At 74.7% G+C, this 14,910-nt stretch carries 12 protein-coding genes; 6 read left to right on the top strand and 6 right to left on the bottom strand.

Annotated features, from left to right (window positions below; all coding sequences use genetic code 11):
• Positions 1-186: 186 nt before the first annotated feature.
• Genes IF43_RS0118035 through IF43_RS0118015 form a run of 5 tightly spaced genes read right to left on the bottom strand, consistent with a single transcriptional unit; the run spans position 187 to position 5,971 of the window.
• The gene (locus IF43_RS0118035) at positions 187-1,497 is read right to left on the bottom strand and encodes a DUF58 domain-containing protein (protein WP_030201331.1); all 1,311 of its coding nucleotides are present in this window, start codon (positions 1,495-1,497) and stop codon (positions 187-189) included.
• Positions 1,497-2,471 carry a MoxR family ATPase gene (locus tag IF43_RS0118030; protein ID WP_030201329.1) on the bottom strand — a complete coding sequence of 325 codons (975 nt, stop codon included), beginning with the start codon at positions 2,469-2,471 and terminating at the stop codon, positions 1,497-1,499. The genes IF43_RS0118035 and IF43_RS0118030 overlap by 1 nt, the downstream gene beginning before the upstream one ends.
• Entirely contained in the window at positions 2,468-3,814 is a 1,347-nt protein-coding gene (locus tag IF43_RS0118025; RefSeq protein WP_030201326.1) for a DUF4350 domain-containing protein, read from the bottom strand. Before IF43_RS0118025 ends, IF43_RS0118030 begins: the two co-directional genes overlap by 4 nt.
• Positions 3,811-4,527: a DUF4129 domain-containing protein gene (locus IF43_RS0118020; protein ID WP_030201324.1), complete on the bottom strand. Its 717-nt coding sequence runs from the start codon at positions 4,525-4,527 to the stop codon at positions 3,811-3,813. The genes IF43_RS0118025 and IF43_RS0118020 overlap by 4 nt, the downstream gene beginning before the upstream one ends.
• A gap of 4 nt (positions 4,528-4,531) precedes the next feature.
• Positions 4,532-5,971 carry a glycerophosphoryl diester phosphodiesterase membrane domain-containing protein gene (locus IF43_RS0118015; protein WP_030201323.1) on the bottom strand — a complete coding sequence of 480 codons (1,440 nt, stop codon included), beginning with the start codon at positions 5,969-5,971 and terminating at the stop codon, positions 4,532-4,534.
• Positions 5,972-6,310: 339 nt separating this feature from the next.
• Between IF43_RS0118015 and mtrA the strand changes: the two genes are divergently transcribed.
• The 3 genes from mtrA to IF43_RS0117995 are packed head-to-tail and all read left to right on the top strand — an operon-like array spanning position 6,311 to position 11,088.
• The gene (gene mtrA / locus IF43_RS0118005; RefSeq protein WP_199922743.1) at positions 6,311-7,000 is read left to right on the top strand and encodes a two-component system response regulator MtrA; all 690 of its coding nucleotides are present in this window, start codon (positions 6,311-6,313) and stop codon (positions 6,998-7,000) included.
• 1 nt (position 7,001) lies between these two features.
• Positions 7,002-9,227 (top strand): MtrAB system histidine kinase MtrB, encoded by a 2,226-nt coding sequence (mtrB, locus tag IF43_RS0118000; RefSeq protein WP_078910263.1) that lies wholly within the window; start codon positions 7,002-7,004, stop codon positions 9,225-9,227.
• Complete coding sequence (locus IF43_RS0117995; protein WP_037889024.1) at positions 9,217-11,088, top strand: LpqB family beta-propeller domain-containing protein; 1,872 nt, start codon at positions 9,217-9,219, stop codon at positions 11,086-11,088. Before mtrB ends, IF43_RS0117995 begins: the two co-directional genes overlap by 11 nt.
• A gap of 168 nt (positions 11,089-11,256) precedes the next feature.
• Here IF43_RS0117995 and IF43_RS0117990 read toward each other — a convergent pair whose 3' ends face one another.
• Positions 11,257-11,835, bottom strand: a complete 579-nt coding sequence (locus IF43_RS0117990) for a MarR family winged helix-turn-helix transcriptional regulator (protein ID WP_030201314.1) — start codon at positions 11,833-11,835, stop codon at positions 11,257-11,259.
• Positions 11,836-11,916: 81 nt separating this feature from the next.
• Here IF43_RS0117990 and IF43_RS42770 point away from each other — a divergent pair, with 81 nt between their 5' ends.
• The 3 genes from IF43_RS42770 (at position 11,917) to IF43_RS0117975 (ending at position 14,890) form a co-directional block, all read left to right on the top strand.
• Positions 11,917-12,894 carry a ComF family protein gene (locus IF43_RS42770; RefSeq protein WP_063753358.1) on the top strand — a complete coding sequence of 326 codons (978 nt, stop codon included), beginning with the start codon at positions 11,917-11,919 and terminating at the stop codon, positions 12,892-12,894.
• 270 nt (positions 12,895-13,164) lie between these two features.
• Positions 13,165-13,914 (top strand): ribosome-associated translation inhibitor RaiA, encoded by a 750-nt coding sequence (gene raiA, locus IF43_RS0117980; protein WP_078910262.1) that lies wholly within the window; start codon positions 13,165-13,167, stop codon positions 13,912-13,914.
• Positions 13,915-14,152: 238 nt separating this feature from the next.
• Complete coding sequence (locus tag IF43_RS0117975) at positions 14,153-14,890, top strand: response regulator transcription factor (RefSeq protein WP_030201307.1); 738 nt, start codon at positions 14,153-14,155, stop codon at positions 14,888-14,890.
• Positions 14,891-14,910 lie beyond the last annotated feature (20 nt).

Genomic DNA, 14,910 nt, shown 5'->3' with positions numbered 1-14,910 from the left:
TGCAGGGGGGACCCTGTGGGAGAGTAGGACGCCGCCGAACAATCATTGTGGGAAAGCCCCGCACCTTCTGGTGCGGGGCTTTTCTGCGTTTACCGGCCGACAGGCGCCGGATGTGCAGGATATGCAGCCCATGCAGCACATGCAGGACGTGGAGGCCCCGCCGGTCCGGCGGGGCCTTCTTCCGTTTCAGAGGCGGCCGGCGGCCTTGAGGGCCAGGTACGCGTCGGCGAGGGCCGGCGCGAGCGTGTCGGGGGTGGCGTCGACGACGGTGACGCCGTGGCGGGACAGCTGGGCGGCGGTGCGGCGTCGCTGGGCCTGGGCCTGGGTGCCGGCGGCCGCCTCGTACACGGCCTCGACGGAGCCCCGGGCCCAGGTCATGCGGGCCACCTCGGGGTCGGCGACGGAGGCCACCAGGACGGTGTGCCGCTGGGTGAGCTGCGGGAGGACGGGGAGCAGGCCCTCCTCGATGGGGGCCGCCTCCAGGCTCGTGAGGAGGACCACCAGGGAGCGGCGCGGGGCACTGCGCAGGATCGTGGAGACGAGCATGCGGGTGTCGGTCTCGACGAGCTCGGGTTCCAGCGGGGCCATGGCGTTCACCAGGGCCGGCAGGAGCTCGCCCGCGGCGCGGCCCTGGACCAGGGCGCGGGTCCGGCGGTCGTGGGCCAGCAGGTCCACCCGGTCGCCCGCCCTGGACGCCAGGGCGGCCAGGAGCAGGGCCGCGTCCATGGCGGAGTCCAGACGGGGGGCGTCGCCCACCCGGCCGGCCGCGGTGCGGCCGGTGTCCAGGCAGATCAGGATGTGCCGGTCGCGTTCCGGGCGCCACGTGCGGACGGCGACCCTGTGCTGGCGGGCGGTGGCCCGCCAGTCGATGGAGCGCGTGTCGTCCCCGGGCACGTAGTCGCGCAGGCTGTCGAACTCGGTGCCTTCGCCGCGGGTGAGGACGGACGTGCGGCCGTCGAGTTCACGGAGCCGGGACAGCCGGGACGGCAGGTGCTTGCGGCTGGTGAACGGCGGCAGGACGCGGACCGTCCAGGGCAGGACGTGGGTGCCCTGCCGCGAGAGGAGCCCGAGCGGCCCGTACGAGCGGACGGTGACGCGGTCGGCCGTGCGGTCACCGCGGCGGGTGGGCTGCAGCCGGGTGGTGAGCCGGCGGCGTTCGCCCGGCGGCACGCTCAGGGTGTGCCGGGAGGTCTCGGGGCCGGTGCCGGCGGGCCAGCTGCTGGGCGGCCAGGCGTCGCGGATGCGGGCCCGGAGGGGGCGGCGGCCGGGGTTGGCGACGGTGAGGCGCACCTCCGCGGTCTCGCCGAGGCGGACGGTCGTGTCGCCGGAGCGGGTCAGGCGCAGGCTCCGTACGGGGGTCGCCAGGGCGTAGTCGCAGGCGCAGGCCAGTGCCAGCGGTGCGTTCACGGCGAGCAGGCCCGTCCAGCTGGGCTCCAGCAGCCCGACGGGGATCGAACCGAGGGCCGCGAGGAGCGCGGTGCGTCCGGTGAGGGCCATCAGCGCGGTACGGGGACGTGGGCCAGGATCGCGTTGATGACGGAGTCGGCGGTGACGCCCTCCATCTCGGCCTCCGGGCGCAGCTGTACGCGGTGGCGCAGCGTCGGCAGGGCGAGGGCCTTCACGTCGTCGGGGATGACGTAGTCGCGGCCGGTCAGCCAGGCCCAGGCGCGGGAGGTGGCCAGGAGGGCGGTCGCGCCGCGGGGGGAGACCCCGAGGCTGAGGGAGGGCGACTCGCGGGTGGCGCGGCAGAGGTCGACGACGTACGCGGTGATCTCCGGGGAGACGGTCGTCTTGGCGACGGCGGCGCGGGCGGCCTGCAGGTCCGCGGCGCCGGCGACCGGGCGTACGCCCGCGGAGCCGAGGTCGCGGGGGTCGAAGCCGGCGGCGTGCCGGGTGAGGACGTCGATCTCGTGCTCGCGGGAGGGCAGCGGGACGGTGAGCTTCAGCAGGAAGCGGTCCAGCTGGGCCTCGGGGAGCGGGTAGGTGCCCTCGTACTCCACCGGGTTCTGGGTGGCGGCGACCAGGAAGGGGTCCGGCAGCGGGCGCGGGGTGCCGTCGACGGTGACCTGGCGCTCCTCCATGGCTTCGAGGAGGGCGGCCTGGGTCTTGGGCGGGGTGCGGTTGATCTCGTCGGCCAGGAGGAGGTGGGTGAACACCGGGCCGGGCTGGAAGGAGAACTCGGCGGTGCGGGCGTCGTACACCAGGGAGCCCGTCACGTCACTGGGCATCAGGTCCGGGGTGAACTGCACGCGCTTGGTGTCGAGTTCGAGGGACGCGGCGAGGGCGCGGACCAGGAGGGTCTTGGCGACGCCGGGGACGCCTTCGAGGAGGACGTGGCCGCGGCACAGGAGGGCCACGACGAGGCCGGTGACGGCGGGGTCCTGGCCGACCACGGCCTTGCCGATCTCGGTGCGGAGCGCTTCGAGGGAGGCGCGTGCGTCGCCCGGGTGGGCGGTGGTCGGGGACGTCATGAGGAGCGGACCTCTCTTTCGAGGGCGTCGAGGTGGTCGGTGAGGGCGACGAGGGCGGCGTCGGTGGTGGGCGGCGGGCCGAAGAGGAGCGTCGGCGGATGCGCCGTCAGGTCGTCGGCGGCGGGCGACCCTTGGGCCGGGCCGGCCGGGCCGGGGGCGCCGGGGGTGCGGTTCAGGCGGGTGGCGAGGGCCGGGAGGAGGCTCGCCGGGTCGTGGGCCGCGGCGGGCGGGACGCCGAGCAGGGCGGCCAGGCGCTCGCGGGACGCGGCGCGCAGGACGGCGGCGGCGCGGTCGCGGGCGTTGGTTTTGCGGTAGAGGCGGGCGCGGCCCTCGGTCGCCTCGGAGGCGCGGACGGCGACGGGGAGGCGTTCGGTGACGAGGGGGCCGAGGCGGTGGGCGCGCCAGGCGGCGGCGAGGGCGGCGGCCACGAAGAGCTGCAGCAGGGCCCAGGACCACCCGGCGGGGATGAGGTCGCCGAAGCCGCGGCGCTCGTCGGCGGCGGCGGCCGAGGGGTCGGCGAGCGTGGGCAGGTACCACGTCACATGGGGGCGCGTGCCCAGGAGTTGGAGGGCCAGGGAGGCGTTGCCCTGCTCGTCGAGGTGTTCGTTGAGGAGCGCGGCGGGGGAGCCGAGGAGGACCGTGTCGGGGTGGGGGGTGTGGTCCGTCGGGGTGCCGGGGACGGCCCGGCCCGGGAGGGTCAGCAGGGTCGGGCGGCCGTCCTGCGGGTAGCAGCCGGTGGCGGTCGGGAGGGGGGTGCGGTACGTCCAGCCGCCGCCGGTGCGGGCGCGGCCGGCCGAAACGGCGGCGGGCAGCGGGCAGTCGGGGGCGGGGTCGGTGTCGGTCGTGGTCGCGGGAGCGGCCCGGACGCCCGGGGTGAGGGCGGCGACGGCTGCCGGGCCGGGGGCGAGGAGGACCGTACGGCCGCCGGAGAGGTCCATGGCGGTTTTGAGCGCGGCCTGCTGACCCCCGGTCAGCAGCCCGGGGTTCGCGACGACGAGCGTGGTGCCGGGGGCGGCCGCGGCGACGGCCTCGTCGGTGGTGGCCACGGTCCGGGTGGTGACGCCGTGGTCGGCGAGGAGCTCGGCGAGCGCGCGGGTGCCCTGCGGGTCGGGCGAACGGGGGTCGAGCCGGCCGTGGTCGCCACCGGAGGTCAGGGCGGCGAGTACGAGGCCGGCGGCGAGGAGGACGGCCGCCGCGAGCAGGGGGCCGCGGAAGCGGCGCCAGAGGGCGGTGGGGGTGGGGGAGGCGCTGGTCGCGGCCGGGCCCGGGGCGGGGGCGTCGGTGGCCGGGGGTGCGCCGTCGTGGGTGCGGGTGGCGGGCGCGGCGGGCGGGGGAGCGCTCATACAGGGGTTCCCGGGTGCGCGGCGGGGTGCGGGCGGGTGCGTTCGAGGACGAGGTCGAGGTCGCGCAGGTCGGCGTACCCCTGGGCGTCCGCGGTGCGGCCGCCGTACGTGACGTCGTCGAAGGCGCGGGCCGCCGCGTGCAGGCGTGGGGCGTGGTCGGGGAGGGCGCGGGCGGCCTCGGCGGCGGCCTCGTCGGCGGTGCGGCCGGGGCGCGGGTCGAGGAGGGTGCGCTCTTCGAGGGAGCGGACGAGGGCGCGCATGCGTTCCTGGACGGCCTCGGTCCAGCGGCCGGCGGCCGCGTGGGCCTCGGCGGCGGTGCGGTGCTCCGCGGCGGTGCGGGGGCGGTCGTCGAACAGGGCGCCGCCGGTGGGCGCGGGGAGGCGGCGGGGGGTGCCCAGGCGCCACCAGAGGAAGGCCAGGAGGAGGAGCGCGAAGACGACGATCGCGATGACGCCCGGCGTGCCTCCGGGGGTGGCCCCGGAGGCCGCGTCGAACAGGTCGCCGACCCAGGTCCAGAAGCGGTTCATGGCGCGCTGGAGGAGGTTCGGGTCGTGTTCGTGGTACATCGGCCTGGACAGCTCGCGCTCGGCCTCCTCGCGGGCCGGGCCGCGCGGCACGGTGACCGGCGGCCCGTCGGAGGCGGGGAGGCGGCCGGTGAGGGCCGCCCGTGCCGTGTTCGCCGCCCGCGTGGGGGCACCCCCCGTACCGCTCACCGCATCAGCTCCCCGTGCCGGTGGGGCCGGGCGGGGCGCCGGTGGGGCCCGGCGCGCCGGCCGCCCGGGCGAGCTCCAGGTCCAGTGCCTCGCGGCGGATGCGCTGGTCGATGTAGAGCAGGACCACGACGCCGGCGCTGATCGGCAGGGTGATGGTCAGCGCGACCACCGAGCCGACGGCGGCGACGACGAGGAAGCCCCAGCTGTACGCGAAGCTGCCGTCCATGAGGGCGTCCATGCCACCCCCGCCGAACAGCATTCCGAGGATGGTGAACGGGAACACGATGATCATCGACACGATGCCGGTGATCACGGACGTGAGCAGGATGATCAGGAAGATCCGCCACCACGAGCCGCGCACCAGGCGGGCCGAGCGGCCGAGCGCGGCGCCGATGCCCTGGCGCTCCAGCATCAGGGCGGGCGAGGCCAGGGTGAAGCGGACGTAGAGCCAGACCGCCACCGGGAGGGCGACCAGCAGGCCCGCGACGGACAGCGGGGCGCTGTCCACGAGGATGCCGGGCAGGACGCCGACGACGAGGATGCCGGCGACCATGAGGAGCATCAGCAGGACCAGGCCGGTCAGGGGCAGCAGCCGGGGGCGCGCCTCGCGCCAGGCCTCCGAGACGCTGGACGTCTTCCCGAGGACCGCCCGGCTGAAGATCATCGTCAGCATGGCGGTGGCCAGGACGGTGCCGAGGAGGGTGATCACCTGCGCCACGGCGCTCTGCGCGATGCTGGCGCCCAGGGAGTCGAGGACCTCCTCGGGGGAGGCGTTGGCGTCCGCGGGCGCGGCGTCGAGGCCGTCGAGGGCGAAGCCCTGGACGAGCGTGATGGCGAGCTGGGTCACGACCGCCACGGCGAGGGTGACCGACAGGACGCTGCGCCAGTGGGCGCGCATGGTCGTCACGGCGCCGTCGAGGATCTCGCCGACGCTGAGCGGACGCAGGGGGATGACGCCCGGCTTGGGGGCGTAGGGCTTGGCCGGGCCGGCCCAGGGGCCACCCGGGGTGCTCCAGGACTGCTGCCCGGGCTGCTGCCCGCCCCAGCCGGACTGCTGGGGGCCTCCCCAGCCGGGAGTCCCGCCAGGGGTCCCTCCGGGGGCTCCTCCGGGGGCTCCTCCGGGGGTGCCGTCCGCGGTGCCGGGGGGTGTGGTGCCGGAGGGGGCGGTCCAGGTGGGGCCGCCGGTGCCGGTCGCTCCGCTGGTGCCGGGCCCGCCGGTGCCGGGGGCTCCTCCGGTGGTCCCGGGCCCGCCGGTGGGGGCCTCCTGAGCCTCCGGGGTGCCGGGGGCGACCCACTGGCCCGGCGGGGGCTGCTCCTTGGACCACCTCGGGCCGGCGGCCGGGGGCGGGGCGCTGGACGGGTCGCGCTCCGGTGCCGCCGCGTCGGGCCGTTCGCCGTCCGCCGGGGTGGATCCGGGCGATGCCGAGCCCGGAGAGTCGTTCATCGTCGCTCCTTCGTGCCCGTACGGGGGGCGGTGGCGCTGGTCGGCTGCCATCGTGCCATGCGTGATCGCCGAACGGACCGGCCCGGCCACCTCCGGTCCGGCCCGTGCGGCTCCGGCCGGGCAGGGGGCTTCGCGTGGGGCCGGGGCCCGGGGGCCGCTTCGTGGGCCCGGCGGGTGGGAATACGGGGCCCGGCGGAGGAGAGGGTGCGGGGGCCCCCTTCGAATGTGGCGCGTGGACGGGGCAGACTGGGGCCTGGGATCACGTGGGGTGACCGGTGCGGAGCCGGCGGTCGCCCGGCTGTGGGCCAGCTCACCGCCAGGTAACGATTAGCTAATGGGATGATGTCAACCATGAAGGGACGCGTCCTTGTCGTCGACGACGACACCGCGCTGGCCGAGATGCTCGGCATTGTGCTGCGTGGAGAGGGTTTCGAGCCGTCGTTCGTCGCGGACGGCGACAAGGCACTGGCTGCTTTCCGCGAGGCAAAGCCTGACCTGGTGCTCCTGGACCTCATGCTGCCCGGAAGGGACGGCATAGAGGTCTGCCGGCTCATCCGCGCCGAGTCCGGCGTGCCGATCGTCATGCTCACGGCCAAGAGCGACACCGTCGACGTGGTCGTCGGGCTCGAGTCCGGGGCCGACGACTACATCGTCAAGCCGTTCAAGCCGAAGGAGCTGGTCGCCCGTATCCGCGCCCGCCTGCGGCGGTCGGAGGAGCCGGCGCCGGAGCAGCTGGCCATCGGCGACCTCGTCATCGACGTGGCCGGGCACTCCGTGAAGCGGGACGGGCAGTCCATCGCCCTGACGCCGCTGGAGTTCGACCTGCTCGTCGCACTGGCCCGCAAGCCGTGGCAGGTGTTCACGCGCGAAGTGCTGCTCGAGCAGGTGTGGGGCTACCGGCACGCCGCCGACACCCGCCTGGTCAACGTGCACGTCCAGCGGCTGCGCTCGAAGGTCGAGAAGGACCCCGAGCGCCCGGAGATCGTGGTGACCGTCCGTGGCGTCGGCTACAAGGCCGGACCGAGCTGACATGCCCTCCAGCACGGCCCCGGACCCGACGGCACGGCCGTCGGCTCCGGCTTCCGCGCGGCGGGGCGGTCTGCGCCTCCCCGGCCGCCGGCGCGTGCTGGGCCGACGCGTGCTGCGCCTGTTCGCCCGCTGGGTCCGCCGGCCGCTGCTGCCGGCGATCCGGCTGTGGCGGCGCAACCTCCAGCTGCGGGTGGTCGCCGCCACCATGCTGATGTCGCTGGCCGTGGTCCTGCTCCTCGGCTTCGTCGTCATCGGCCAGGTCAGCAACGGCCTCCTCGACGCCAAGGAGGAGGCCGCGCAGAGCCAGGCCTCCGGCGGTTTCGCCGTCGCGCAGGAGAAGGCCAACACCCCGCCCGCCACCGACACCCAGGACACCGCGACCGGGGACAACAAGCTCGGCCGCAACGTCAGCGCCTGGATGTCGGACCTCGTCGAGCAGCTCGCGAGCAGCGGCCAGAAGGCATATTCCGTCGTCGCCCTCGGCGCCGGCCCGGCCGACGCCGTCTCCGGCGACCTCGGCACCGGCGTCCGCGGTCCGCGCGCCTCCGGCGGGGTCAACCCGACCGCGAGCGTCCCGGTGTCGCTGCGCCGGGCGGTGGACAGCGGGACGGGCCCCTACCAGACCTTCTCGAAGATCGAGTACACCGTCCCGGGCAAGGCCTCGGAGCCCGCGCTCGTCATCGGCAAGCGGCTCACGGACATCAACGGGGAGCCGTACCACCTCTACTACCTCTTCCCGCTCACGCAGGAGGAGGAGTCGCTGACCCTGGTCAAGGGCACCATCGCAACCGCGGGCGTGTTCGTCGTGGCCCTGCTGTGCGCGATCGCCTGGCTGCTCGTGCGGCAGGTCGTCACGCCCGTCCGGATGGCCGCCGGGATCGCCGAGCGGCTGTCGGCCGGGCGCCTGCAGGAGCGGATGAAGGTCACCGGCGAGGACGACATCGCCCGTCTGGGTGAGGCCTTCAACAAGATGGCGCAGAACCTCCACCTCAAGATCCAGCAGCTGGAGGACCTGTCCCGCATGCAGCGCCGGTTCGTCTCCGACGTCTCGCACGAGCTGCGGACGCCGCTGACGACCGTACGGATGGCCGCCGACGTCATCCACGAGGCCCGGGCCGACTTCGACCCGGTCACAGCACGGTCGGCGGAACTGCTGGCGGGCCAGCTGGACCGGTTCGAGTCGCTGCTGGCGGACCTGCTGGAGATCAGCCGGTTCGACGCGGGCGCGGCGGCCCTCGATGCCGAGCCGATCGACCTGCGCGACGTCGTACGCCGGGTCATCGACGGCGCCGAGCCGCTCGCGGAGCGCAAGGGCAGCCGGATCCGGGTCCTCGGCGACGCCCAGCCGGTGGTGGCCGAGGCCGACCCGCGGCGCGTGGAGCGCGTCCTCAGGAACCTGGTCGTCAACGCCGTCGAGCACGGGGAGGGCAGGGACGTGATCGTCCGGCTGGCCTCCGCGGGCGGCGCGGTCGCGGTGGCCGTACGGGACTACGGCGTCGGGCTCAAGCCCGGCGAGGCCACCCGCGTCTTCAACCGCTTCTGGCGGGCCGACCCGGCCCGGGCGCGCACCACGGGCGGCACCGGCCTGGGCCTGTCCATCGCCGTCGAGGACGCCCGGCTGCACGGCGGCTGGCTGCAGGCGTGGGGCGAGCCGGGCGGCGGTTCCCAGTTCCGGCTGACGCTGCCGCGCACGGCGGACGAGCCGCTGCGCGGATCGCCGATCCCGCTGGAGCCCGAGGACTCGCGCGCGGCGCGGGCGCGGGCCGAGGCCGAGCGCGCCGAGCGCGCGGGCGGCGGCGCGGTGCCGGGGCAGCAGAACAGTGCGTCGGGCACCGGGGCGGGCACGCCGCGCGTCCAGGGCGTCAGCGCGCAGGGCGTACAGGGCGTGCAGGGCGTACGCGGGCCCGGCGAGCGCGACCCGATACCGCCGCGGACGCTCGTGGCGACGGCCGTGCCGTCGGATCCCACGGCGATGCCGGGGAGCGGTGGCGGCGCCCGGGTCGTGGCCAGGCCGGGAGGATCGGCCGGGGCCGGGGCCGGGGCCGGGGCCGGGGCCGGGGCCGGGGCCGGGGCTGGGTCAGGGTCGGGGTCGGGAACCGGTTCGGGTTCTGGTTCGGGCGCCGGCAGGGGCCCGGGCGCGGGTTCTGACGCCGGTCCGGGCACGGGTGGCGATGACGGGAGCGGAGTGACGGGTGCGGACCGGGAGGAGGGCGCAGGTGGACGCTGACATCGACGTTCGGACGTCCGGGCGCCGGGGCCGCTCCTACGCGGCCGCCGCCGCGCTCGGCGCCGGCGTGCTGGTGCTCACCGGCTGCGCCTCCATGCCCAGCAGCGGAGAGATCAAGCAGGTCCAGGCCTCGCAGGGAGTGGACTCCCAGGTCCGCGTCTTCGGCGTGCCGCCGCCGGACAAGGCCTCCCCGCTGGAGATCGTCGACGGCTTCGTCGACGCGATGACCAGCGACGACCCCCGGCTGGCCACCGCCCGCGAGTACCTGACCAAGGACGCCGCGGCGAAGTGGAACCCGGGGCGGGGCATCACCGTGCTGTCCAGCGAGCTGACCCGGCTGCGCATGGCCGGCGCCAACGACCAGGACGCCGTCGGCCAGCGCTTCGAGCTCTCCGGCACCCGCATGGCGCGGGTGGACGAGCGCGGCTCCTACCAGCCGGAGTCGGGCAGCGCCCCGTACAAGGAGTTCCTCCAGCTGGTCAAGGAGGACGGGCAGTGGCGGATCGCCGACCTGCCCGACGGACTGGTGCTCGGCGAGTCCGACTTCGAACGCATCTTCCGCTCCGCGAACAAGTACTACTTCGCGTCCGGGATGCTGGTCGCCGACCCCGTGTTCGTACGGCAGCGCCAGGACCCCGAGTCCCGCATGGACGCCATGACGCAGACCGTGCAGTCGCTGCTGGCCGGGCCGTCGAAGTGGCTCGGACCGGTGGTCAGTTCCAGCTTCCCCTCCGGCACGGCCCTGAAGGAGGGCACGCGCACGCTGGCGTACGACGGCCAGAACGCGCTGCGCGTCCCGCTGAACAAGAAGGCCGAGAACGTCGCCAACGCCCAGTGCAAGCGGATGGCCGCCCAACTCCTCTTCACCGCGCAGGACCTGACGGCCTCGCGGGTGACGAGCGTGGAGCTGGTGCGGTCGGACGGGTCCTCGCTGTGCCAGCTGGACCAGCCGGAGGCCGTGATCGTGGCGAACCGCTTCTCCGGCGCCTCGCCGCAGAGCCAGTACTACGTCGACACCGAGCACCGGCTGCGCCGCATGCACCTGCGCGCGGACAGCGAGTCGGCCCCCGCACCGGCGGAAGCGGTGCCGGGACCGCTGGCCACCTCGCAGTTGAAGGTGGGCACCGCGGCCGTTGCGCACGACGAGAAGCGGGCAGCGGTGGTGAGCGAGAACGGCCGCGAGCTGTACGTGGTGTCGCTGACCACCGGCGGTCCGCTCGGCCAGCCCGTGCTCACCAGTGCCGCGGGCGCCGCAGCCGGGCCGGAGCACCGGCTGTCGGCACCGAGTTGGGACGCGCGCGGCGACCTGTGGGTGGCCGATCGAAATCCGGCCAATCCTGCGGTGTGGGTGCTGGAGAACGGCACCGGGACGCCCCGCAAGGTCGACGTCGCCGGTCTGAACGGCGGCCGCATCGAATCGCTGCGGGTGTCCTCGGACGGGGTGCGCATCGCGCTGCTCATCGAGAAGGACGGCCGGCAGACGCTCAAGGTGGGCCGGGTCGAGCGGCCCGACAGCCGGGGCGGGAGCGAGGAACCGCTGGTGCTGGTGCGCGAACTGCGTCCCGCGGCACCGCAGATGGTCGATGTGACCGCCATGTCGTGGGCCTCGCGGGGCCGGCTGCTGGTGGTGGGCCGGGAGGCCGGCGGCCTGGTTCAGGCCCGGTACATGCAGGCGGACGGGTCCGAGGTGGTCTCGGGGAGCCTGCCCGGCGCCACCGGCGTGAGTGCGGTCGCGGCGTCGGAGGACGAGCAGCTGCCGGTGGTGGCGTACTCGCGGTCGGACGGCATCGTCTGGCTGCCGCACGGCGCGCAGTGGCGGACCGTGGTCGACGGGGGAGCGGCGCCGGTCTACCCGGGGTAGGCACCGGCCCGTCCGTGGGGGCGGGCTCCGTGGTCGGTCACGGAGCCCGCCGTGGCCTGCCCGCCCCGGGCAGCCGTGGCGGGCCCGCCACGGGCAGCTGGGGCGTGCTCGCCTTGGGCAGCTGGGGCGAGCACGCCGTGGGCCGCCGAGGCCTGCCCGGAGCAGCGGTCAGGCGGTCCGCGGATCCGGTGGGGACGGGTTCAGGTACGCCTCGATGCGCTGCTGGTTCTCGACCAGGCACAGGCACAGGTGCCGGAGCCGCGCCAGGTCGTCGTCCGTGAGCCCCTGGAAGACGGCGGACATCGCGCGCTGGGTGGGGGCGCGGAACGACTCGAGCCAGTCGCGTCCGGCCGGGGTGATCTCGGCCCGGACGGACCGGCGGTCGCGGCGGTCCTGGACCCGCCGGACCAGGCCGTCGCGCTCGAGGGTGTCGACCAGGCCCGTGGCGTTGCGCGGGCTCATCCCGGCGGCGCGGGCCAGTTCGCCCAGGGGCAGTCCCTCCTCGCCGGCCACGCCCAGTCGCGTGAGTACGTCGAGGGCGCCGGCGCTCAGGCCGCGCCCGCCGGCCCCGTGCGAGCGCAGCCGCTCGACGGCCTGGGCGGCGGCGCGCACCGCGGCGGCCGCCTCCAGGGCCGCGGTGCCGCCGCCGGTGGTGAAGGCCTCCATCGAGGCCCGGACGCCGGGTCGGTAGAGCAGTCCGTCGTCGCCCCGGGCGAGGTTCTCCGAGTAATTGGTTACGTCCTTCATGATGAGGCACGACACTATCCGCTGCCGCTCGAGTTTTCCACAGGGGTGGGCGGATCCGGCGCGACCCGGGACAGTTGCCCCATGCGCGGGTGGTGGCGGGAGTTGGCCGGTCTCGTCCTGCCCGTGGACTGCGGCGGGTGCGGGGCGCCGCGGGTGGTGTTGTGCGAGGAGTGTCGGCGGGAGTTCGAGGAGTGCCGGGTGCGGCGGGTGCGGCCGGACCCGGAGCCCGGGGGCCTGCCGGCCGTGTACGCGGCGGCGCCGTACCGGGACGCCGTGCGGGCGGTGCTGCTCGCACACAAGGAGAGGGGCGCCCTCGTGCTCGGCGGAGTGCTGGGAGGCGCCGTGGCGCGGGCGGTGCTGGCGGCACTCGCGGCGCAGGGCGGGGAAGGGGAAGGAGATGGCGGGGGAGGGGAGGGGGAGGGGCCCCGGGCGGGCGGCGGGCGTCCGACCCCGCCAGGCCCCCTCGTACTGGTACCCGTGCCGTCCTCCCGGCGGGCGGTGCGGGCGCGCGGCCACGATCCCGTGCGCGGGATGGCGCTGGCGGCCGCGCGGGAGCTGCGCCGGGTGGGGGTGGCGGCGCGCGTGGCGCCCGTACTGCGGCAGCGGCGCGCGGTGGCGGACCAGGCCGCGCTGGGGGCCCGGGAGCGGTTCGCGAACCTGGCCGGGGCCCTGGAGCTGCGGCCCGTTGGGGCGCGCCTGCCGGCGGACGGTCGGATCGTGCTCGTCGACGACCTGATGACCACCGGAGCCTCGCTCGCGGAGGCGGCCCGGGCGCTGGGCGCCGGGCCGCCGTCCGGAGGAGCGCGTGGGGGCGTCCCCGGCGGGGTGCCGGGGCGGGGCGGAGTGCCCCGGCCGGGGTCCGGGGCGTCGCGGCGGGGTCCCGTCCGTGGGGCTCCCGGCCCGTCAGGGGCCTGGGACGGGTGGGGCGGAAGGGGTGTTCTCGGCCTTCCTGCCGGCCCCCGCGACGGCCGGCCCGGTGGGCCGGAGCTGGGGTTTCCCGGGGTGTGTGCGGTGGTGGTGGCGGGACCCGTGCGCGCTTTCGAAAGCAATTGGAACTAACGGGATTGGGGCAACGTTGCAGGTGGTAAGAGGGAAAACACACCTGAGCGGAGGTACGTCCCGGTAGCGGGTGCCGACAACCGTCCGAGCGAGATATGTTCGGGGGTAAGCGGTAATGGCGAGCCTACGGCCCCACCGTCGGATCGCGCGCTTCGGAGTTCTGCGCAGGTTTCTCTCGACTCCCGACGTCGGTGGGGTGTAGATCTTGCCGATGGGGGAGGAGGAGGTGAAAGTCGCCAAGTCCGAGGCTCCGGTGCTCACCGGAGTCTGGTGCAAAAAGGGAGACGCTTCGCCCCGACGAGGCGGAGTGTTCCGGGAACGGAGTTCTGCGTGGACATCGTCGTCAAGGGACGCAAGACCGAGGTGCCCGAGCGGTTCCGCAAGCACGTGGCCGAGAAGCTGAACCTGGAGAAGATCCAGAAGCTTGACGCCAAGGTGATCAGCCTGGACGTCGAGGTGACCAAGGAGTCCAACCCCCGCCAGGCCGACCGTTCCGACCGGGTGGAGATCACGCTCCGTTCACGCGGCCCGGTGATCCGGGCCGAGGCAGCCGCGACCGACGCGTACGCGGCCCTCGACCTCGCACACGAGAAGCTCGAAGCACGACTGCGCAGGGAGCACGACAAGCGCTTCAGTCGCCGCGGAGCCGGCCGCCTGTCGGCCGCGGAAGTGGCTGACGCCGCCGGGGCCGCGACCCTCGACGGCAGTGGACACCTCGTGACCGAGGAGGAGGAGTCGATTCCGACGAAGCGGATCGGCTCACTGGAAATTCAGGGCGAAGGGCCGCTGGTGGTCCGCGAGAAGACCCACTCGGCCGCACCCATGACCCTCGACCAGGCGCTCTACGAGATGGAACTGGTCGGGCACGACTTCTACCTGTTCGTCGACTCCGACACCAAGCAGCCCAGCGTCGTGTACCGGCGCCATGCGTACGACTACGGCGTCATCCACCTCAACGCCGACAGTCACTCCACCTCGGAGGAGCCGCCCCAGGGCGCGGGCGGGGCGCTCGGCGGCTGACGACCCGGGCCCCACCCCCGCGACAGGGCGGGAAACCCCCGCCGCAGAGCGGGAATAGGAATTCGCGTGATGCCCCCGGCTGGTGCTCTTTGCGCCACCGGGGGCGTCCATTTGCCGCCGTTGGCCCCCCACTTGGGCGTCCGGGCATGGAATCATGGCCCGCAGCCGACCGGGGCCCTGGGCGCCCGGTGCGGCGCGGCACACGTACTTCGGGCCACGGCCTTCAGGGGGAGGAACGATGGCGGACAGCTTCGGACCGGTTCACGACGAGGACGAGGCCGGCTGCTCCGGGACACCGGGCAGGGGCCGGGGCGCAGAACCGATCCGGGTCCTGGTCGTCGACGATCACGCCCTCTTCCGCCGGGGGCTGGAGATCGTGCTGGCCCAGGAGGAGGACATCCAGGTCGTCGGTGAGGCCGGGGACGGCGCCGAGGCCGTGGACAAGGCCGCCGACCTGCTGCCCGACATCATCCTGATGGACGTACGGATGCCCCGGCGCGGCGGCATCGAGGCGTGCACCTCCATCAAGGAGGTGGCCCCCAGCGCGAAGATCATCATGCTGACGATCAGCGACGAGGAGGCGGACCTCTACGACGCGATCAAGGCCGGGGCCACCGGGTACCTGCTGAAGGAGATCTCCACCGACGAGGTGGCCACCGCCATCCGCGCGGTCGCCGACGGCCAGTCGCAGATCAGCCCCTCGATGGCCTCGAAGCTGCTGACCGAGTTCAAGTCGATGATCCAGCGCACCGACGAGCGCCGGCTGGTGCCGGCGCCCCGGCTCACCGACCGGGAGCTGGAGGTGCTCAAGCTGGTCGCCACCGGGATGAACAACCGGGACATCGCCAAGGAGTTGTTCATCTCCGAGAACACGGTCAAGAACCACGTCCGCAACATCCTGGAGAAGCTGCAGCTGCACTCCCGCATGGAGGCCGTGGTGTACGCGATGCGGGAGAAGATCCTCGAGATCCGCTAGCCGGCTCCCGTCGGCAGGTC

Origin of the sequence: Streptomyces sp. NRRL S-87 (assembly GCF_000719335.1) — a bacterium.
Taxonomy (GTDB): Bacteria; Actinomycetota; Actinomycetes; order Streptomycetales; family Streptomycetaceae; genus Streptomyces.
Note: the sequence above shows the minus strand (reverse complement) of the source record. Positions and strands in the feature narration are given on the sequence as shown.